We start from the raw sequence: 17078 nt of genomic DNA on the forward strand, positions 1-17078 counted from the left end.
CGCTTCGCGGCGGCGGGCAGGATGCGTCGGCTCACGGACGGCTCCGGAGGCGCAGGCCGCGCGGTGTCGCGGAGAACCCCGCTTCGGTCAGGAAGCCCGCGAAGGTATTGCCGTGCACGGTTTCTCCGTCGACCCGATCGATGACCAGGGAGTCGACGCGGCGATGGCGGACCAGGTCGGCCAAGGCTTGGGCGGCGGACTGGCGGGCGTCGGGATCCTCGGTGAAGGTGAGCAGGGTCTTGCCGCCGCGTTCGAGGTAGAGCACCAGGTCGCCGTCGACGAGGACGACCAGCGCACCGGACTTGCGCCCGGGGCGATGGCCGCCGTCGCCGTCACCTTTCGGCCAGGTCAACGCCGCGCCATAGGGATTGGCCGGATCGCACGCGGCCAACGCGAGCGCCTTGCCCGTCTGCGGCCGGGTCTCGCCGGGACGGCTGCGCTCGAGGTCGAACGACCGCAGCCGATCCACCACGTCGGTGGTGGAGAATTGCGCGCCACCGAGTGAGTCGATGAAATACCCACGGCGGCAACGGCCCCGGTCCTCGAACTCGGTGAGCACTCGATACATCAGCGCGAAACCGCCGGGCACGCCCTCGTTCTGCACCGACCCCCTGGTCAGCACCCCATACCGTTCCAAAAGCATGTCCGCGGTCGCGTGTGCTCGAACGGTGTTGTCCGACACCCGCTCCGGCAGCAGCGACCACCGCCCCGCCACCGCGGGCGGCCCGGACCGCGTCGGCATGCTCGGGCGCGGCAGATAAGCCCGCCCGCGCGGTGCCCGGCGCGGCGTCCGATGGGCGGTCGTGGTCCGCGCGGTACCGGACAGCATGGCCCGCACCGGCGCGAACGTATCGCCCGAAACCATTCCGGCCCAGACCAATTCCCACAGTGCCGCCGCCACCTGGGTGTCGTCGAGCAATCCGGTCGCGTCGGACAGCTGCCGGAAGAAGTACGCGCCGCCGCCGTGCGGCATCGGCGTCGGGTTGGGGGCCTCGGCGGCGGCCGAGGGGGGCGCGAGGGACGCGCCGAGTGCGGTGAGCAGGCGCAGCTGCACCTCGGACAGTTCGATGTCGTCGGGTGGTGCCAGGGTGAAGGGGGCCTGGTCGGTCAGGTGCAGGGCGACCCAGCCGTCCTTGGCGGTGATCGATCCGTGGCCGGACCAGAGGACCTCGCCGGTGGCCATCAGCTCGTCGAGCATGGCGGGGGAGTAGTCGCGGACCCGCACGGGCAGGATGAGCGACTCCCAGGCCGAGGCCGGGATCGGCACGCCCGCAAGCTGTTCCACCACGGCGGCGACACCGTCGACACTGCGGAGTTCGCTGGTCCCGATGTGTTGCCAGGCCGGCAGGAAGCGGCCGAGGGTGGCCGTCGATACCGGCTCGACCTCATGCCGGGCCGCGGCCAGCGAGCGTCGGCGCAGGCGGCGAAGCACCTGTGCGTCGCACCATTCCGAGCCCGCCGCACCCGGCGTGAATTCGCCCTCTACGATGCGCTTTTCGGTGATGAGCCGATGCAGTGCGGTGGCGACGACGGCCGTGCCGAGGCCGAAGCGCGCGGCCACCGCCTCGGTGCTGAACGGACCGTGCGTACGGGCGAATCGGCCGACCAGATCGCCGAGTGGGTCGGCGACGGGTTCGATAAAGGCCGCGGGCGTGCCGATCGGCAGCGGTACGCCGAGCGCGTCACGCAGCCGGGAAGCGTCCTCCACGGCCACCCACCAGCTGCGGCCCGCGAACGTAACCTCCAGGGCACGGCGCGATTTCACCAACTCGGCACACCATTCGGCAGGATCGTCGACGCAGCGTTCGGCGGCCTCGGCGGCGGTGAGCGGTCCGAGCAGGCGCAGCAGGTCGGCCAGTCCTTCGGCGTCGCGGGCGTGGCGCTCCGGGGTGAGCCGCTGCAGTTCCCGCTCGGTCAGCTCGATGACCGAGGCGTCGAGCAGTTCGCGCAGTTCCACCCGACCGAGCAGTTCGGCGAGCAGGCCCGAGTCGAGCGACAGTGCGGCCGCGCGGCGTTCGGCCAGCGGGCTGTCCCCGTCGTACATGAACTGCCCGATGTAGTCGAACAGCAGGGCATTGGCGAACGGCGACGGCGTCGCCGTCTCCACCTCGACCAGGCGCAGTTGGCGGCGCGCCACCCGGCTGAGCAGGTCGCGCAGCGACGGCAGATCGTAGACGTCGCGCAGACATTCGCGCACCGTCTCCAGCAGGATCGGGAAGTCGGGGAACTTGCGCGCCACATCGAGCAGCTGCGCCGAGCGTTGCCGCTGCTGCCACAGCGGGGCACGCTTGCCGGGATCGCGCCGCGGCAGCAAGAGTGCCCGCGCGGCGCATTCACGGAAGCGGGACGCGAAAAGCGAGGAGCCGCCGACCTGTTCGGTGACGATGTCGTCGATCTCGTCCGGTTCGAAGACGAACAACTCGGCGCCCGGCGGATCGTCGGTGGTGTCGGGCAGCCGCACCACGATGCCGTCGTCGGAGGCATTCGGCGCGGCGTCGACGCCGAACCGTTCGCGCAGCCTGGCCCCGATCGCCAGCGCCCACGGCGCGTGCACCGGCAGCCCGTAGGGCGAGTGCAGCACCAGTCGCCAGTCGCCGAGCTCATCCCGGAACCGCTCCACCACCAGCGTTTTATCGGTGGGCAGCTGGCCGGTCGCGGTCCGCTGTTCGTCCAGGAGGGTGCCGAGGTTCGCGGTCGCGAACGCGTCCAAACCAGCTGCGCCGGTGAGTTTTTCCAGGTTTTCCGGGTGCTGGCCGACCTTCCGCACGAATTCGCCGAGCGCCCCACCGAGTTCGGCGGGGCGGCCCAATCCGTCGCCGTGCCAGAAGGGCAGTCGGCCCGGTTGGCCGAACGCGGGCGTCACCAGCACCCGGTCGAAGGTGATCTCCTCGATGCGCCAGCTCGTCGCGCCCAGCGCGAACACGTCGCCGACTCGCGACTCGTAGACCATCTCCTCATCGAGTTCGCCGACCCGCGAGGCCTTTTCGCCGACCATGTAGACCGCGAAGAGGCCACGGTCCGGGATTGCGCCGCCCGAGGTCACCGCGAGCCGCTGCGCGCCGGGGCGCCCGGTGAGTGTGCCCGCGTCCCGATCCCACACCAGCCGCGGTCGCAGCTCGGCGAACTCGTCCGACGGGTACCGTCCGGCCAACAGGTCGAGCACCGACTCGTAGGCCGAACGCGGCAGCGCCGCGTAACTTCCGGTGCCGCGGACGATGTCGAACCAGGCGTCGACATCGATCGATTCCAGCGCGCACGCGGCCACCGTCTGCTGCGCGAGAATATCGAGCGGATGCGCCGGGATCTGGATCGCCTCGATCTGTCCGGCGGTCATTCGCTGCGAGGCCACCGCGCAGTGGATGACATCGGTGCGGTGCTTCGGGAACAGCACCCCTCGCGAGATCTCGCCGACCTGATGCCCGGCCCGCCCGATCCGCTGCAACCCGCTCGCCACCGACGGCGGCGCCTCGACCTGCACAACCAGATCGACCGCGCCCATGTCGATGCCGAGCTCGAGGCTGCTGGTCGCGACGACACAGCGCAGCCGCCCGCTCTTCAGATCGTCCTCGATGAGCGCGCGCTGCTCCTTGCTCACCGATCCGTGGTGCGCTCGCGCGAGCAGCGGGCCCGCACCGTGCACCACCTCGGTCGACGCACCGAGCTGCGCGGGCGGCTTGTGCTCGGTTTCCACCGGTTCGCCCAGCCGGGCCGCGTAGGTCTCGTTGAGCCGCGCGGTCAGCCGCTCGGCCAGCCTGCGCGAATTCGCGAACACGATCGAGGATCGGTGTTCCAGCACCAGATCCACGATGGCCTCGTCCACGTGCGGCCAGATCGAGCCGGGTTGATCGGACTCTCCGGGTTCGGTCATGTCCGCGACCGGAACCCGGACGGACAGGTCGAAGGTCTTCGGCGCGGGCGGCGAGACGATGGTGATCGGCGCGTTGCCGACCAGGAATCGGCCGACCTCGTCCGGCGGCCGCACGGTGGCGGACAGGCCGATCCGTTGCGCGGGTCGTCCCGGCCCGCCCGTCGCCCGGCCGCCGCTCCCCATCGAGTCGCTGCGCGACGCCGATGTCAATTGATCGAGTCTGGCCAACGACAGCGCGAGATGCGCGCCCCGCTTGGAACCGGCGATCGCGTGGACCTCGTCCACGATCACCGTGCCCACGTTGCGCAGCGTCTCCTTGGCCGCGGAAGTGAGCATCAGGAACAGTGATTCAGGCGTGGTGATCAGAATGTCCGGCGGCGTGCGTTGCATCGATCGCCGATCGGACGCGCTGGTATCGCCGGACCGAACCCCGACCGTGATAGCGGGCGGATCGAGCCCGAGCCGCTTGGCGGTCTGCGTCACACCCACCAGCGGCGCCCGCAGGTTGCGCTCCACGTCTACCGCGAGCGCCTTGAGCGGCGACACATACAGCACCGAGGTCCCGGCCTGCTCCGGCGCTTTCTCGCGAGTGGCCAGCTGATCGATCGCCCACAGGAACGCCGACAACGTCTTACCCGACCCGGTCGGGGCGATCACCAGCGTGTGCTCGCCCGCCGCGATCGCCTCCCACGCACCCAGCTGGGCGGCGGTCGGCGCCGGGAAGGCACCGTCGAACCACTCCTGGGTAGCGGGGGAGAACTGAGCCATGGCATCAGTGTGCACCGAGGCACCGACAACATGGTCGGCGCAGCCGAGGGCCGCTGATCTCGGGTGTAGACGGGTAACTCATTGGGTACGGGGCTGACCCCTTTCGCTCCTCACCGACGGCCGCCAGCGCTACTGTCGTGGCACCTGAGCCTGGCCTGAATACTCGGAGAGGCGGAACAGTGCAAAAGGTGCTCAGACTCGACCTGGTCAGCCATGGCATGACCGAGGCGATGCGGAAGGCACGTTTTCCAGTCGACGAATCGCTGACCGAAGCAGGCCGCCGGGCCATTTCCGGATGCACGCCGCTGGCCGCACCCAGGGTGCTCACCGGCCCCGAGCGCCGGACCGTCGAGACGGCGGCGCTGCTAGGCCTGCCCGGTGACGAGGACACCCGGCTTCGCGACCTGGACGCGGGCGCGTGGCGTGGCGGGGCGCTGATGTCGGTGCCCCAAGACGAGCTCTACGCCTGGCTCACCGACCCGATGTTCCGCGGCCACGGCGGCGAATCCGTGGTGGATGTGATCGAGCGAACCAGGTATTGGATGGCCGAGATCGCGTCGGAGGGGAAGTCGACCATCGCGGTCACCCATCCCGCCGTCATCCGCGCGGCCCTGCTGGTGACCCTGGACGCGCCGCCGAAATCGTTCTGGCGGATCGACATTCCACCGGGCAGCGTCACCCGGTTGCACTACCGCGGCGAATGGACCCTGCACTTCACGGCGTGACGGCGCTTTTCGCGGCGAGCGGTCCGGCACCGAGGGTGACGAGCAGCCGGACGGCGTCGGTGATCAGCCGGGCCGGGATCGACGGGTCGATGGCGCGCTGCATGCCGAGGCCGATGCCCATGCTGAGGATTCCCGTCGCGGCGTCCTCGGCGGGCACCGGCAGCTCGATCCCCATCGTGTCGGCCAGCGTTTGCACCTGCGCGGCGACCGCGCCGCGCACCACACTCAGGCTCGACACGAGCGCCGCCTGCAAGGTCGGATCGTCGCGGGAGACGGTCGCGAACTCGAATTCGAGCATGGTCCAGCCGACGTCGCCGACGGTCCGTTCGGCCCACTCCTGAAACCGCTCCAGCTGTTCCTCGAAGCTGTCGCCCGCCGCGAGCAGGTCGGTCACCTCGTCGAACTTGGTCGCGTGGATCAGCTCGATCACCTCGAGGCCGAGCTCCTTTTTGGTGCGGAAATTCGAGTAGACGGCGCCCTTGGAGTAGCCGGCCTCCTCGGCGACCCGCTCCAGGCTGGTGCTCGCGTAGCCGTCGGCCAGGAAGAGGTCGCGTGCCGTGGCGATCAGGTCAGCGCGGGTGCGGGCCTGGCTCTCGGACCGGGTCAGACGTGCCATGCCGTGATTCTACGTACCGTGAGATTTGGGATACCACTGGTATTTGAATTCTGTTAGTGTTTGGAACCATGGGTAACAACAACGGGCCGCAGCGACGCGGTCTGGCCATCGGTTGTGGTGGCACGCTCGGCGCCGCGTGGACCGTCGCGGCGCTGGCCGCCGTCCGGGACGCGCTCGCCTGGGATCCCCGCGAGGCCGACGTGCTGCTCGGGACTTCCGCAGGCGCTGAGTACGTGACCATGCTCGGCAACGGCGTCTCGGTGGACGAGTTGGTCGATATGCAGGACGGCACGTCCACGAACCCGATTCTGTTGGCGCACATGCGGTCAGGCCCCGGGCGTTTCCCGCCGGTCCCGCGTCCGCGACTCGGCTCGCTCCGACTTCCGCTGCGCCGCAACGAGTCCGGGCAAGCGCTACTCACCGCGGGCAGTGGGCTGTTGCCGGTAGGCGGCGGTGACGCGGGTTGGCTGGAACAGCTGGCCGAGCGGCTGAACCCCGGCCGTTCCTGGGTTGCGCACCCGGCTACCTGGCTGGTCAGCATGGATTACGCGACGGGAGAACGGGTTCCGTTCGGATCGCCCGACGCGCCGACCGCGCCGCTCGGGGCCGCCTTGCGTGCGTCGTGGGCGGTGCCGGGCTGGTTTCCGCCGGTACCCATTGCCGGGCGTCGCTTCATCGATGGTGGCGCCGGTTCGACAGCCTCGGTCGATCTGCTGATCCCGGAAAAGTTGGACGAGCTCGTCGTGCTCGCCCCGATGGCCTCGACCGGGAAGATCCCCGCGATCGGCGCCGGTCACTTCCTCGAACGGCAGCTGCGAAACCGTATGAGCGCCAAGCTCGATGCCGAGATCGCCCAGCTGCGCGCGACCGGAACCAAAGTCCTTCGCGTCGACGCCACCGCCGACGACCTCGCGGTGATGGGCCCCAACTTCATGGACGGCCGCCGCCGCCTCGACACCTTCCAGCACAGTCTGCGCAGCACCCGCCGTGCGCTCGAACAAGGAGTCTTCGCATGAGAATTCTCGGTCACGGATACCCCGGATTCGACCTGAAGGGCGCGCGCGTCCTGATCACCGGGGCCGGCCGCGGCATCGGCCAGTCCACCGCGGAACTGTTCGCGGCCAAGGGATCCGAGGTGGTGATCGCCGACGTCGACACCGTCGCCGCCGAAACCGCCGCTGCCGCAATAGGAGCCAAGTCCTACGAGCTCGACGTGCGCTCGCGCGGCCAGTGGGACAAGGTGATCGCCGACCTCGGCCACGTCGACGTCCTCGTCAACAATGCCGGTGTCATGCCCGCGGGCTCGTTCCTGGACGAGCCGGACGTGGTCGGCCAGGCCACCATGGACATCAATGTCTGGGGCCTCATCCACGGCATGCGCGCCGTCGCGCCCGGCATGATCGAGCGCGGCCACGGCCACATCATCAACGTCGCCTCGCTGGCGGGCAAGATCCCGATCGCCGGTCTCGCCGTCTACAACGCGAGCAAGTTCGCCGCCGTAGGCCTTTCCGCCGCAACCCGTTTGGAGTTCGCCCCGCAGGGCGTCAGCGTCAGCTGCGTGCTGCCATCGGCCGTGCGCACCCGCCTCTCCTCCGGCCTCACCCTCGGCCACGGCATGCCCACCGTCGACCCCGAAGACGTGGCCGCCGCCATCCTGCGCACCGTCGCCACCCGCAAAGGCGAGGTAGCCGTCCCCAGCTATCTCGGCCCCATCGACGTAGCCCTGGCCGCCACCCCGGAACGCGCCATGCGCCTGGTCCGCCGCCTCATCGACGGCGACCGCGCCCTGCACCCCGCCGACGAAAAGACCCGCGCCGAGTACGAGGAGCAGGTCCGCTCCATCAGTTGACCATCTGTGTCGCAGACGAAAAGTGGCCCCGGAGTCGGACTCCGGGGCCACTTGTCATTCGGGGGTCAGCAGGTGGTGGGGGCCGGGTCGCCGCGGAAGCGGGCCTCTACGTAGTTCCAGGCTTGGACGAAGCCTGCGGCGGCCGTGGTCAAGTGTTCCGCTATTTCGTAGGGGTGGAACTCGACTCGGGCGCCTGCCTTGCAGTAGCGGTCGACGACTTCGGCTACCGGCGGGAAGAAGGTCATCTCGTCGAAGCGGCCCTGCCAGATGTAGGTGGGGACGGTGGGCACGCCGTCGAAGTAGCGCAGGCTGTTCTCGCGCAGCACCTCGTGGGCGACCGGGCTGTCCATCAGGCTCTTCGAGGCGGCCATCTGCTCGGCGTTGCGGAAAGCGCCGTGAAACAGCAGGAACCGGCGGCAGGCGTCATGGGTGAATTCGCGGAACCACAAACCGTTTTCGTTGAGCTGGTCCGACACCGGAAGCCGGTCGGGGTATTCGCGTTCGAGGCCCATCGCGGCGGCGAACGCCAGTCCGAAGCCGGGGTGCGGGGCGAAGCCGAGCGCCATCGCCATCTGCTCGAGATCGGCGGGGATGCCGCCGGCGATGGACGCGGTGATCTTCAGGTCGGGTGCGTAGGTGGGCTGTAGCGCGGCCGCCCACGCGGTGGCCATGCCGCCGCCGGAGTAACCGGCAAGCGCGACAGGCGAAGTGGACAGGCCGAGTTCGGCAACCTGCTGCACGGCCTTGACGCTGTCCAGCGTCATCATGCCGCTGAGCCGCGCCGCGCCATAGGCGGAGGTGGGGCCGAGGTAGTCGGGCAGTGAAACAGCCCAGCCGCGCCCGATCGGCAGCATCGCGCCGACCGCGTCCTGCAACTCACCGTTGAACAGCGAGCGCGACGGGTTGCACTGGGTGCCAAGGGAATTGATCAGCGCCTGGTAGGAGACCAGTGGCGGATTCTTGACGCCGATCGGCAGCAGGACGGTGGTAACCCCCATCACCGGCTTGCTCTGCGAGTTGGTGGACCGGAACGCGACCTGCCAGCCCGTAGTGCCGACATAAGGGCCGGTGTCGATCTTGCGGGCGCGCACGACGTCGCCCGGCTTCAGCGCCGCCAGGTCGGCGGGCGCCGTGTAGAACACATCCGGATCCGGTGTGGGATAGAGCGGTTGGGCGTTCGCGGGCAGGCCGAGCAGGCCGGCCGAGACGACGCTCAACACCAGGATCGCGATCCTGAACGGAACTCTGTGCACGGTTTTCCTTCGAATATCGGCCGTTATCGACTTACCGACCCCGACAACGCCTCGGCAACTCGAACGGACCACCACTGCATGGGAAATCGCGGCGAACGTCATCGTTCGCCACGTGGACGGAGAGACATGACCTCACAGTCGAACCGAAGGTCGGACCGGCACACCACCTTTCGGCTCAACGACTGTGGGTGGCCGCGAAAGCGGCACCATCCGCAGCGAACGTAGCGTCGCGCCTTCGGTCCCGCGCAACCGGGTCCGGCATATTGGACAATTCACAACGCATTTCCTGTGCGTTTGACCAAGATCACTGCGCCGGACATCTCGCTTATGACTCGTCATAGCGAATGGCTCTCGAAATTCAGGCTGGGCGCGTGTCGAGCGGGGCCATTGCGGAGCTGTCACTCGACGTTTGCCTCAGCCATGCCCCGTCTGCTGGGTGAGTCCGCGGACGACGCCGATCCGGGCGTGGTGGTGGGGATCACACCAAACCTCACATCGTGCATAGTGTGTGCCCATTCACAGGGAGTAAAATTGCGCAAGATGCTCAATTTCTAAAGCCAAGGTTGTTCATTCCGCCCTTCGAAGGCAGGGTAAAGGGCATCAAGTGCTCAACTAAGGCGGCGCCCGATCGGCGCCGACCGGACGGGTGGATGTATGACCGAGCTCGCCGATCACGATCTGATTCCGGCGCCTTATGACCTTGCCGACCGCTACCGCGTTGGTGCGGGCACCGTTGTCCTCACCGGGGTCCAGGCGATCGCGCGTCAACTGGTGGAACAGCACGTGCGTGACCTGCGCGCCGGACGCCGGGTCGGCACGTTCGTGTCGGGTTATCAGGGCAGTCCGCTCGGAGGCGTGGACAAGATGCTGGGCGGGATGCCCAACGTACTTGCCGAGCACGATATTTCGTTTGTCCCGGGTTTGAACGAGGAGCTGGCCGCCACCTCGGTGTGGGGGAGTCAGGCCGACCTGCCCAAAGGTACCGCTACCCACGACGGCGTCGTCGGTGTTTGGTACGGCAAGGGACCCGGTCTGGACCGGGCGACCGATGCGTTGCGGCACGCCAACATGTACGGCGCCAACGCCAACGGCGGTGTGCTGCTGCTGGTCGGCGACGATCCGGCCTCGAAGTCCTCGACGGTGCCCGCGGTGAGCGAGCGCTCGCTGGCCGCGATGAACATTCCGGTGCTGTTCCCGCGCAACGCTCGCGAGATCATCACCATGGGCCTGCACGGTGTCGCGCTGTCGCGTGCCTCGGGGTGCCTTGTCGCGCTGAAGATCGTGGCCGATGTCGCCGACGGCGCCTGGTCGGTCGACGGCGACGCGGGCGACATCGACGTCATCGTCCCCGAGATCACCTGGGAGGGCAGGCCGTTCACCTACCTGCAGCGGCCGATGGCGGCGCCGACGGACAGCGTGATCGCCGAGGCGGACCTGTACGGCCCGCGGTGGGAGCTGGTCAAGGCGTACAGCACGCTCAACGACCTCGACGCCATCGAGCTGGACCCGCCGCACGCCACCCTCGGAATCGCCGCCACCGGAACCACGTTCGACGCCGTCCGGCAGGCGCTGATCGATCTGGGCGTGGATGACGACGCGCTCATGCGCGCCGGTGTCCGGCTGCTGCGCATCGGCATGCCGTTTCCCATTGCGCCCGAACGCGTTCGGCAGTTCGCGAAGGGCCTGACCCGGCTCGTGGTGGTCGAAGACAAGACCGCCTTCATCGAGACCCAGATTCGGGAAATCCTGTACGGCACGGCCGACGCGCCGGAGATCATCGGCAAGCGGGACGCCGCCGGTCGCCCCTTGTTCAGTCAGGACGGCGAACTCACCACCGGCCGCATCACCAAGCCGCTCAGCCGCGCCCTGCACGGCTACTTGGACACGAAACGTCCGCTGCCGCAGCCACTGTCGCTGTCCGTGCTACCCGCCAAGCGGGCCGCCTACTTCTGCAGCGGCTGCCCGCACAACCGCTCCACCGCGGTGCCGGAGGGTTCGCTGGCCGGCGGCGGCATCGGCTGCCACACCATGGTGACCATGTCGGGCCGGGAGGACAGCCAGGTCACCGGTCTGACCCAGATGGGCGGCGAGGGCGCGCAGTGGATCGGCCAGGCGCCGTTCACCGATGTGCCGCACCTGTTCCAGAACATCGGCGACGGAACGTTTTTCCACTCTGGCCAGCTTGCCGTGCAGGCGTGCATCGCGGCCGGGGTGAACATCACCTACAAGCTGCTCTACAACGACGTCGTCGCGATGACCGGGGCACAGGACGCCGAGGGCGCGCTCGCGGTGCCGATGCTGACCCACAAGCTCAGCACCGAGGGCGTCGCGCAGATCATCATCTGCGCCGACGAGCCGAAGAAGTACCGCAAGCGCGACCTCGCACCGGGTACCCGGCTGTGGCACCGCGATCGGCTCGACGAGGCTCAGCGCGTGCTGCGTGAGGTGCCCGGCGTCACCGTGCTCATCTACGACCAGCACTGTGCCGCCGACGCGCGTCGGCAGCGCAAGCGCGGCACCCTGCCGACGCGCCGGACCCGGGTCGTCATCAACGAGGCGGTCTGCGAGGGCTGTGGTGACTGCGGCGTGAAGAGCAACTGCCTGTCCGTGCAGCCGGTGGACACCGAATTCGGCCGCAAGACCCGGATCGATCAGACCTCCTGCAACACCGACTACACCTGCATGGACGGCGACTGCCCATCCTTCGTCACGGTGGAACTGCCGGATCCCGCGAAAGCCAAGAAGCGCAAGGCAATGCAGCGTCCGGCCCCGGCGGTGCTGCCCGATCTCGCGCAGCCGGCGCTGACGACGACACAGAACGTCTTCCTCGCGGGCATCGGCGGCACCGGCATCGTCACCGTGAACCAGGTGCTCGCCACCGCCGCGCTGCGGGCAGGCTACGAGGTGGCCAGCCTGGACCAGATCGGCCTGAGTCAGAAGGCGGGACCGGTCGTCTCGCACCTGCGGTTCGCCACCGGTGAACTGGAGCCCGCGAACCGGCTGACCCCGGGCTCGGCGGACTGCATCATCGCCTTCGACCTGCTGACCGCCACCGACAACAAGAACCTGGCCTACGGCTCGAACGCGACCACCCTGTCCGTCGCGTCCACCAGCAAGACCCCGACCGGTGACATGGTGTACGACAAGGCCATCGAGTACCCGGAGACACCGGCGCTGCTGTCCAGGCTCGAGCAGGCGTCGCGCGAGGTGCGATCATTCGACGCGCTCGCCGCCGCCGAGGTGCTGTTCGGCAACACCGCGGCCGCCAACTTCCTGATGGTCGGCGCCGCGTACCAGCTCGGCGGGCTGCGCCTGCCCGCGGCGTCGATCGAGGAGGCCATCGAGATCAACGGCGTCGCCGTGAACGCCAATATCGCGGCGTTCCGCTGGGGCCGGATCGCGGTCGCCAGGCCGGACGACTTCGCCGCGGCCGCGGGTCGCCCGCAGGCCGAGCGCCCCGAAATCAAGGTTCCTGCGGACCTTTTCGACTGCCTGACCGCGACGGGTGAGACCAGGCGGCTCGTCGAACTGCGGGCTGCGGAGCTGATCGGCTTCCAGGGCGTCCGCATCGCCCGCGACTATGTGCGTACCGTGCAACACATTTGGGACGCGCAGCTGCGCACCACCGAGCGCACCGAGTTCAGCGAGCAGGCGGCGCGTGGACTGTACAAGTTCACCGCCTACAAGGACGAGTACGAGGTGGCCCGCCGCCTGGTCGACCCGGCCTTCCTGAACGAGGTCGCGGGTCAGCTGCCCGAAGGGGCGAACCTCACCTACAAGCTGCACCCGCCGGTGTTGCGGGCGATGGGCCGCAAGAAGAAGATCGGCATCGGTCCGCGCGGGCATCTCGTGCTCAAGGTGCTGGCTAAGGGAAAGCGGCTGCGCGGCACCAAGTTCGATCCGTTCGGTTATGCCCACGTTCGTCGGGTCGAGCGCACCCTGCTCGCCCATTACACCGAGATGGTGACGACGCTCGCGGACACACTCGACGAGGCCGGTTACGACCGCGCGGTGCAGGCCGCCGCACTCGCCGACACCGTGCGTGGCTACGAGGACATCAAGCTCGCCAACGTGGAGCTGTACCGGAACAGCCTGCGCGACCTCGGCATCGAGCCGCCGGTGCTCGAATCCACGAGCGCGGCTGGGCAGTAGACCGCGCGCCTGGTCGAGCGTGAGGCCACGCTCCCGGGTACATGGAAAGCGGCCCGCAACTGCAGAGTTGCGGGCCGCTTTCTCGTTGACGGGCTATCTGACGTCGGCCGATATGACCGCTCAGCTGGACGTGTTCCTGCGCGAGATCATCACCGGCTGACCGGTCGGCGGTAGCGACTCGCAAATCGGTTGTCTCGCTATGGAACCGATCGGGCGGTTCGCACGTCCAACCAGGTAGTCAGGAACAGTAAGTCAGTGGGGGGATTCCATGAACACCGCACAACTGAGCCGGGACATCACCGAGATGGCCAAGCCGAACGCATTCGCGCATCCGAGTCTGCGCGACTATCTGGATCCGGCGAACGGGCCATGCGGGAGCCTGCTGGCTCCGGCTTTTCAACTGGAGTTCGCCGACTACGACGAACTCACCGCGCGCGGCGACGTCGACGGTGCGCCGATCGTGCTGCCGGTCAATACCGAGCCCCAGGCCGACAGTCTGCGCTCGATCCGGGCGACGCATGCCATGGGACTGATCGTTGCGGTCACCAACGACCTCACCGGCCACTCGACCTATTTCGCCATCCGCTCGGGTGCCAACTTCGTGGTCAACATCGCGATATCCATCGAGCGGCAAGCCGAACCCTTGCGCGCCCAACTGCTCGACCACGTACGTTCGGCTCGCGACAACCGCCGCCCGCCACGCGACGTGATGACTGCCCGCCGGGCACCGGAGCTCCCGCGCTCCCGAAACCTTGTACCCGCCAGAGAGGTCCGCCGACCTGCCCCCTCCACCTTGGACGACTTCGATACCCGGCTCCTGCGCATGCTGCGCACCTCGATGACGGTCGCCGAAATCGCCCGCCACAACTACCTTTCGGAGCGCTCCATGTACCGGCGCATCCGAAACCTCTACGACACCATGGGCGTACACAGCCGCGCCGAGCTGGTCAGATCGGCGCCCCGCGACGATGCCCCCGCCCCACGCACCATGTACCGATCACGGCCGGCGAGTTGATCGAATCACTCAGCGCTACACCATCCGTAGCCGAATTGAATACCGATGCTTTGGAGGAAGATATGGTCTCGAAGGTTCGACGTCTACTGCTGGTCGGGGTTGCGAGCGGCGGTGTGTTGATGATCAGTGCATGCGGGGGAGGGGGTGAGGGGGCGGCGCAGCCGAGTCCGGTGCCGCTGCCCGAGCCGACGTCCAGCAGGCAGGCGGTGGCCAGCGAGAACCTCGGGTCCCTGTGGCCGTTCACGGTCGATCACGGCACCCTCGAGTGCCGGGCGGGGGTGCAGGCGGTGTTCGTTGCGCCGGACGGGAAGTCGTACGCGCTCAACGACAAAGCTGAGCAGGCGGGGGTGGCGGGCGTTGAATCGTTGCGGGCCAAAGGTTCCGGGGGTGACGAGATCAGTCTCGGTGCGGTGCGCAGCAGGGCGTTGCGGTTGTGTGAGTTCGCGGGCTAGTCAGGTGTGTTGGTTCGGCCGGAGAGTTGCTCGACGACGTGCAGGACCGCGATGTGGTCGAGGTGACCGAGGTCTTGGGCGACGAGGGCGGCCATCAACTGCGCGGTCCAGGTGGCGAGGGGCACGCTGACGCCGTGGGCACGGGCTAGGTCGAGCACGATGCCCATGTCCTTGTGGTGCAGTTCGGCACGACCGTGGGGGGTGTAGTCGCGCGCGCACATCGCGCTGCCGCGCCGGTCGAGCAGTCGACTACCCGCGAGTCCGCTTGCTAGAACGGATAATCCGGTTGCCGCGTCGATGCCGCAGGCTTCGAGCAGGACGATCGCTTCCGCGAGCAAGCCGAGCGTGCCGCCGACGACGAGTTGGCTCGCGGCCTTCACGATCTGTCCCGACCCCGCCGGGCCGACGTGGGTAATGGTGGTGCCCACCGCGGCGAGCACGGGTCGGGCGCGTTCGACGCAGTCGTGCGCACCGCCGACGATCACCGTGAGGGTGCCGTCGATCGCGCCTTGCTGTCCGCCACTGACCGGGGCGTCCAAGACGTCGACCCCATAGCGGCCGCCCTCCTGAGCCAATTCCTGTGCTAGAGAAGGGGGTACGGTACTCATGTCGATGTAGAGGGCACCGCGGGGCAGTGCGGGCAGGATCTCGGACAAGGCGATCTGGCGGACGGCGTCCGCCGAACCGAGCACGGTGATCGCCACCTCGGCGGCCTGGACCGCCTCGGCCACGGAATCGCGCAGCTCGACGCCCTGAGTCACGAGGGGGCGAGCCTTGTCGAGAGTGCGGTTCCATCCGGTGACTTCATGACCGGCGCGGGCCAAATTCAGTGCGATCGGTGCGCCCATGGCGCCGAGTCCGACTACCGCGACTCGTGCCATCAGCGTTCCCCCTGGGCGGGGCGCAGTGTGACGGGAAGGGATCGCAGCGCACGGACGGAAAGGTTCTCGTGCCACTCGATTTCCTCGCGGACCAACCGGATATCGGTGGTGCGCCGGCTGAGTTCGCCGAACAGGATCTCGGCTTCCAGCTGCGCCAGGGCCGAACCCGGACAGGTGTGTACCCAGTGCCCGAAGGCCAGGTGCCGCCCGCCGGGTCGAGTGATATCGAAACGATCCGGATCGGTGAACACGCCGGGGTCGCGGTTGGCCGCACCCACCATGAAGAAGACCAGCTCATTGGCGGGGATCTGCTGACCACTCAACTGGATATCCGCTGTCGTCATCCGCGACAGCCGCTGCACCGGACTCTCGACCCGGAGCATTTCTTTGATCGCGGAATCGAGGAGCTCCGGCGTCGCACGGAGTAGCCCGAACTGCTCGGGGTGCCGCATCAGCAGTAACAGCCCATTGCCGAGCAGGTTCGTGGTGGTCTCGAATCCGGCGAAGACCATCATGATGCAGGTGGCGATGATGCGGTCCTCATCGACCGCGCCAGTGCGGCGTGACGCGGCGAGCAACGCGCTGATCAGGTCGTTGCGGGGTTGCCGCGCCCGCGCGCGCACGATGGGCCGCAGGAGTTCGACCGTGTCCTGCAGCGTCCGGGTCGCGACATCGGCCTTGGGCAGGTACGTGGCCGGCGGTGTGCCCAGAAAATCGACGATATCGATCGCGCACCGCTTGAGTGGATCGAGCGCGTCGCGCGGCACGCCGAGCAGCTCGGCGACGACGTAGAGCGGCAGCGGGACGGCGATGTCGGCCACGGCGTCCACGTGCTGCCGGTCGAGCGCGCGGTCCAGAAGTTCCGTCACCACGGCGTGGACCAGCGGACGAAATTTCTGGATGACCGACCGGTGCATCGCCGCGGTGAGCGGCGCGCGTTCGGTCGCGTGGCGCGGCGGGTCGAGCAGCAGTGGCCACTGCGAGAGCACCTTCGTCAACTCGCCGAAGCGTGGCCTGTCCGCCGCCGGGAACTGGCGCAGCCGCGGGGTGATGCGGTCGGCGGAGACCGCGGGGTCGCTCAGTCCGGTGACGACGTCGCGGTACCGAGTGATCAGCCAGGCGCGCCACTGGGCGCTGTAGTGCACCGGTGCGTCCGCACGCAGACGATGGAAGGCGGGATACGGGTCGCGACGGAAACCGGAGCTGATCAGGTCGGGCAGGTTGGATGCAGTCAGAGTTGGATGAGACAAAGCCGCTGACCTCCTGACGAGGCAAATGTGAACGCGGATCCTTCCAAACTGTACGAAGTTATTCTAACAGTGCGAGATCACTGCTTCGGACACCCATCTCCGGAGGTGGTGGATTCTTGAACGTGCCTCTTTTAAATTTGAAGAGCAGGTGTCGAGTCGTGCGAACCAACTATGGACAAGTGATCAACAGTGGTCTGACCGGGGATGGTTATGGTTACTTGTGAGTATCCAGATGGAAGGTTTATGATC

The 17078-nt window shown here is 68.0% G+C and carries 11 protein-coding genes; 6 read left to right on the top strand and 5 right to left on the bottom strand.

Annotated elements, in window-relative coordinates; translation table 11 throughout:
* Positions 1-31: 31 nt before the first annotated feature.
* Positions 32-4636: an ATP-dependent helicase gene (locus ACIBCN_RS34185; protein WP_396995830.1), complete on the bottom strand. Its 4605-nt coding sequence runs from the start codon at positions 4634-4636 to the stop codon at positions 32-34.
* Between the two features lie 179 nt (positions 4637-4815).
* On the opposite strand from ACIBCN_RS34185, the gene ACIBCN_RS34190 reads away from it, so the two are divergent.
* A complete protein-coding gene (locus ACIBCN_RS34190) occupies positions 4816-5361 on the top strand; it encodes a histidine phosphatase family protein (protein ID WP_150404323.1) in 546 nt (181 codons plus the stop codon).
* Here the strand turns inward: ACIBCN_RS34190 and ACIBCN_RS34195 are convergent.
* Positions 5351-5977 (bottom strand): TetR/AcrR family transcriptional regulator, encoded by a 627-nt coding sequence (locus ACIBCN_RS34195; RefSeq protein ID WP_396995831.1) that lies wholly within the window; start codon positions 5975-5977, stop codon positions 5351-5353. The genes ACIBCN_RS34190 and ACIBCN_RS34195 overlap by 11 nt on opposite strands.
* A gap of 68 nt (positions 5978-6045) precedes the next feature.
* Here ACIBCN_RS34195 and ACIBCN_RS34200 point away from each other — a divergent pair, with 68 nt between their 5' ends.
* Together ACIBCN_RS34200 and ACIBCN_RS34205 are read left to right on the top strand one after the other, a co-directional pair.
* Positions 6046-6993: a patatin-like phospholipase family protein gene (locus tag ACIBCN_RS34200; RefSeq protein WP_396995832.1), complete on the top strand. Its 948-nt coding sequence runs from the start codon at positions 6046-6048 to the stop codon at positions 6991-6993.
* Positions 6990-7826, top strand: a complete 837-nt coding sequence (locus ACIBCN_RS34205) for an SDR family oxidoreductase (protein WP_396995833.1) — start codon at positions 6990-6992, stop codon at positions 7824-7826. Before ACIBCN_RS34200 ends, ACIBCN_RS34205 begins: the two co-directional genes overlap by 4 nt.
* A 65-nt stretch (positions 7827-7891) precedes the next feature.
* Here the strand turns inward: ACIBCN_RS34205 and ACIBCN_RS34210 are convergent, their stop codons facing one another.
* Positions 7892-9046 carry a lipase family protein gene (locus ACIBCN_RS34210; RefSeq protein ID WP_396995984.1) on the bottom strand — a complete coding sequence of 385 codons (1155 nt, stop codon included), beginning with the start codon at positions 9044-9046 and terminating at the stop codon, positions 7892-7894.
* Positions 9047-9733: 687 nt separating this feature from the next.
* Here ACIBCN_RS34210 and ACIBCN_RS34215 point away from each other — a divergent pair.
* The 3 genes from ACIBCN_RS34215 to ACIBCN_RS34225 all read left to right on the top strand — a co-directional run bounded on the left by ACIBCN_RS34215 (position 9734) and on the right by ACIBCN_RS34225 (position 14698).
* The gene (locus tag ACIBCN_RS34215; RefSeq protein ID WP_396995834.1) at positions 9734-13231 is read left to right on the top strand and encodes an indolepyruvate ferredoxin oxidoreductase family protein; all 3498 of its coding nucleotides are present in this window, start codon (positions 9734-9736) and stop codon (positions 13229-13231) included.
* 268 nt (positions 13232-13499) lie between these two features.
* Complete coding sequence (locus ACIBCN_RS34220; RefSeq protein WP_396995835.1) at positions 13500-14246, top strand: hypothetical protein; 747 nt, start codon at positions 13500-13502, stop codon at positions 14244-14246.
* A gap of 119 nt (positions 14247-14365) precedes the next feature.
* A complete protein-coding gene (locus ACIBCN_RS34225; RefSeq protein ID WP_396995836.1) occupies positions 14366-14698 on the top strand; it encodes a DUF2511 domain-containing protein in 333 nt (110 codons plus the stop codon).
* Here ACIBCN_RS34225 and ACIBCN_RS34230 read toward each other — a convergent pair.
* Positions 14695-15579: an NAD(P)-dependent oxidoreductase gene (locus ACIBCN_RS34230; protein ID WP_396995837.1), complete on the bottom strand. Its 885-nt coding sequence runs from the start codon at positions 15577-15579 to the stop codon at positions 14695-14697. The two genes, ACIBCN_RS34225 and ACIBCN_RS34230, sit on opposite strands and share 4 nt — an antisense overlap.
* Complete coding sequence (locus ACIBCN_RS34235; protein ID WP_396995838.1) at positions 15579-16829, bottom strand: cytochrome P450; 1251 nt, start codon at positions 16827-16829, stop codon at positions 15579-15581. The genes ACIBCN_RS34230 and ACIBCN_RS34235 overlap by 1 nt, the downstream gene beginning before the upstream one ends.
* Between the last annotated feature and the right edge of the window lie 249 nt (positions 16830-17078).

The organism is Nocardia sp. NPDC051052, from assembly GCF_044456045.1.
Classification (GTDB): domain Bacteria; phylum Actinomycetota; class Actinomycetes; order Mycobacteriales; family Mycobacteriaceae; genus Nocardia.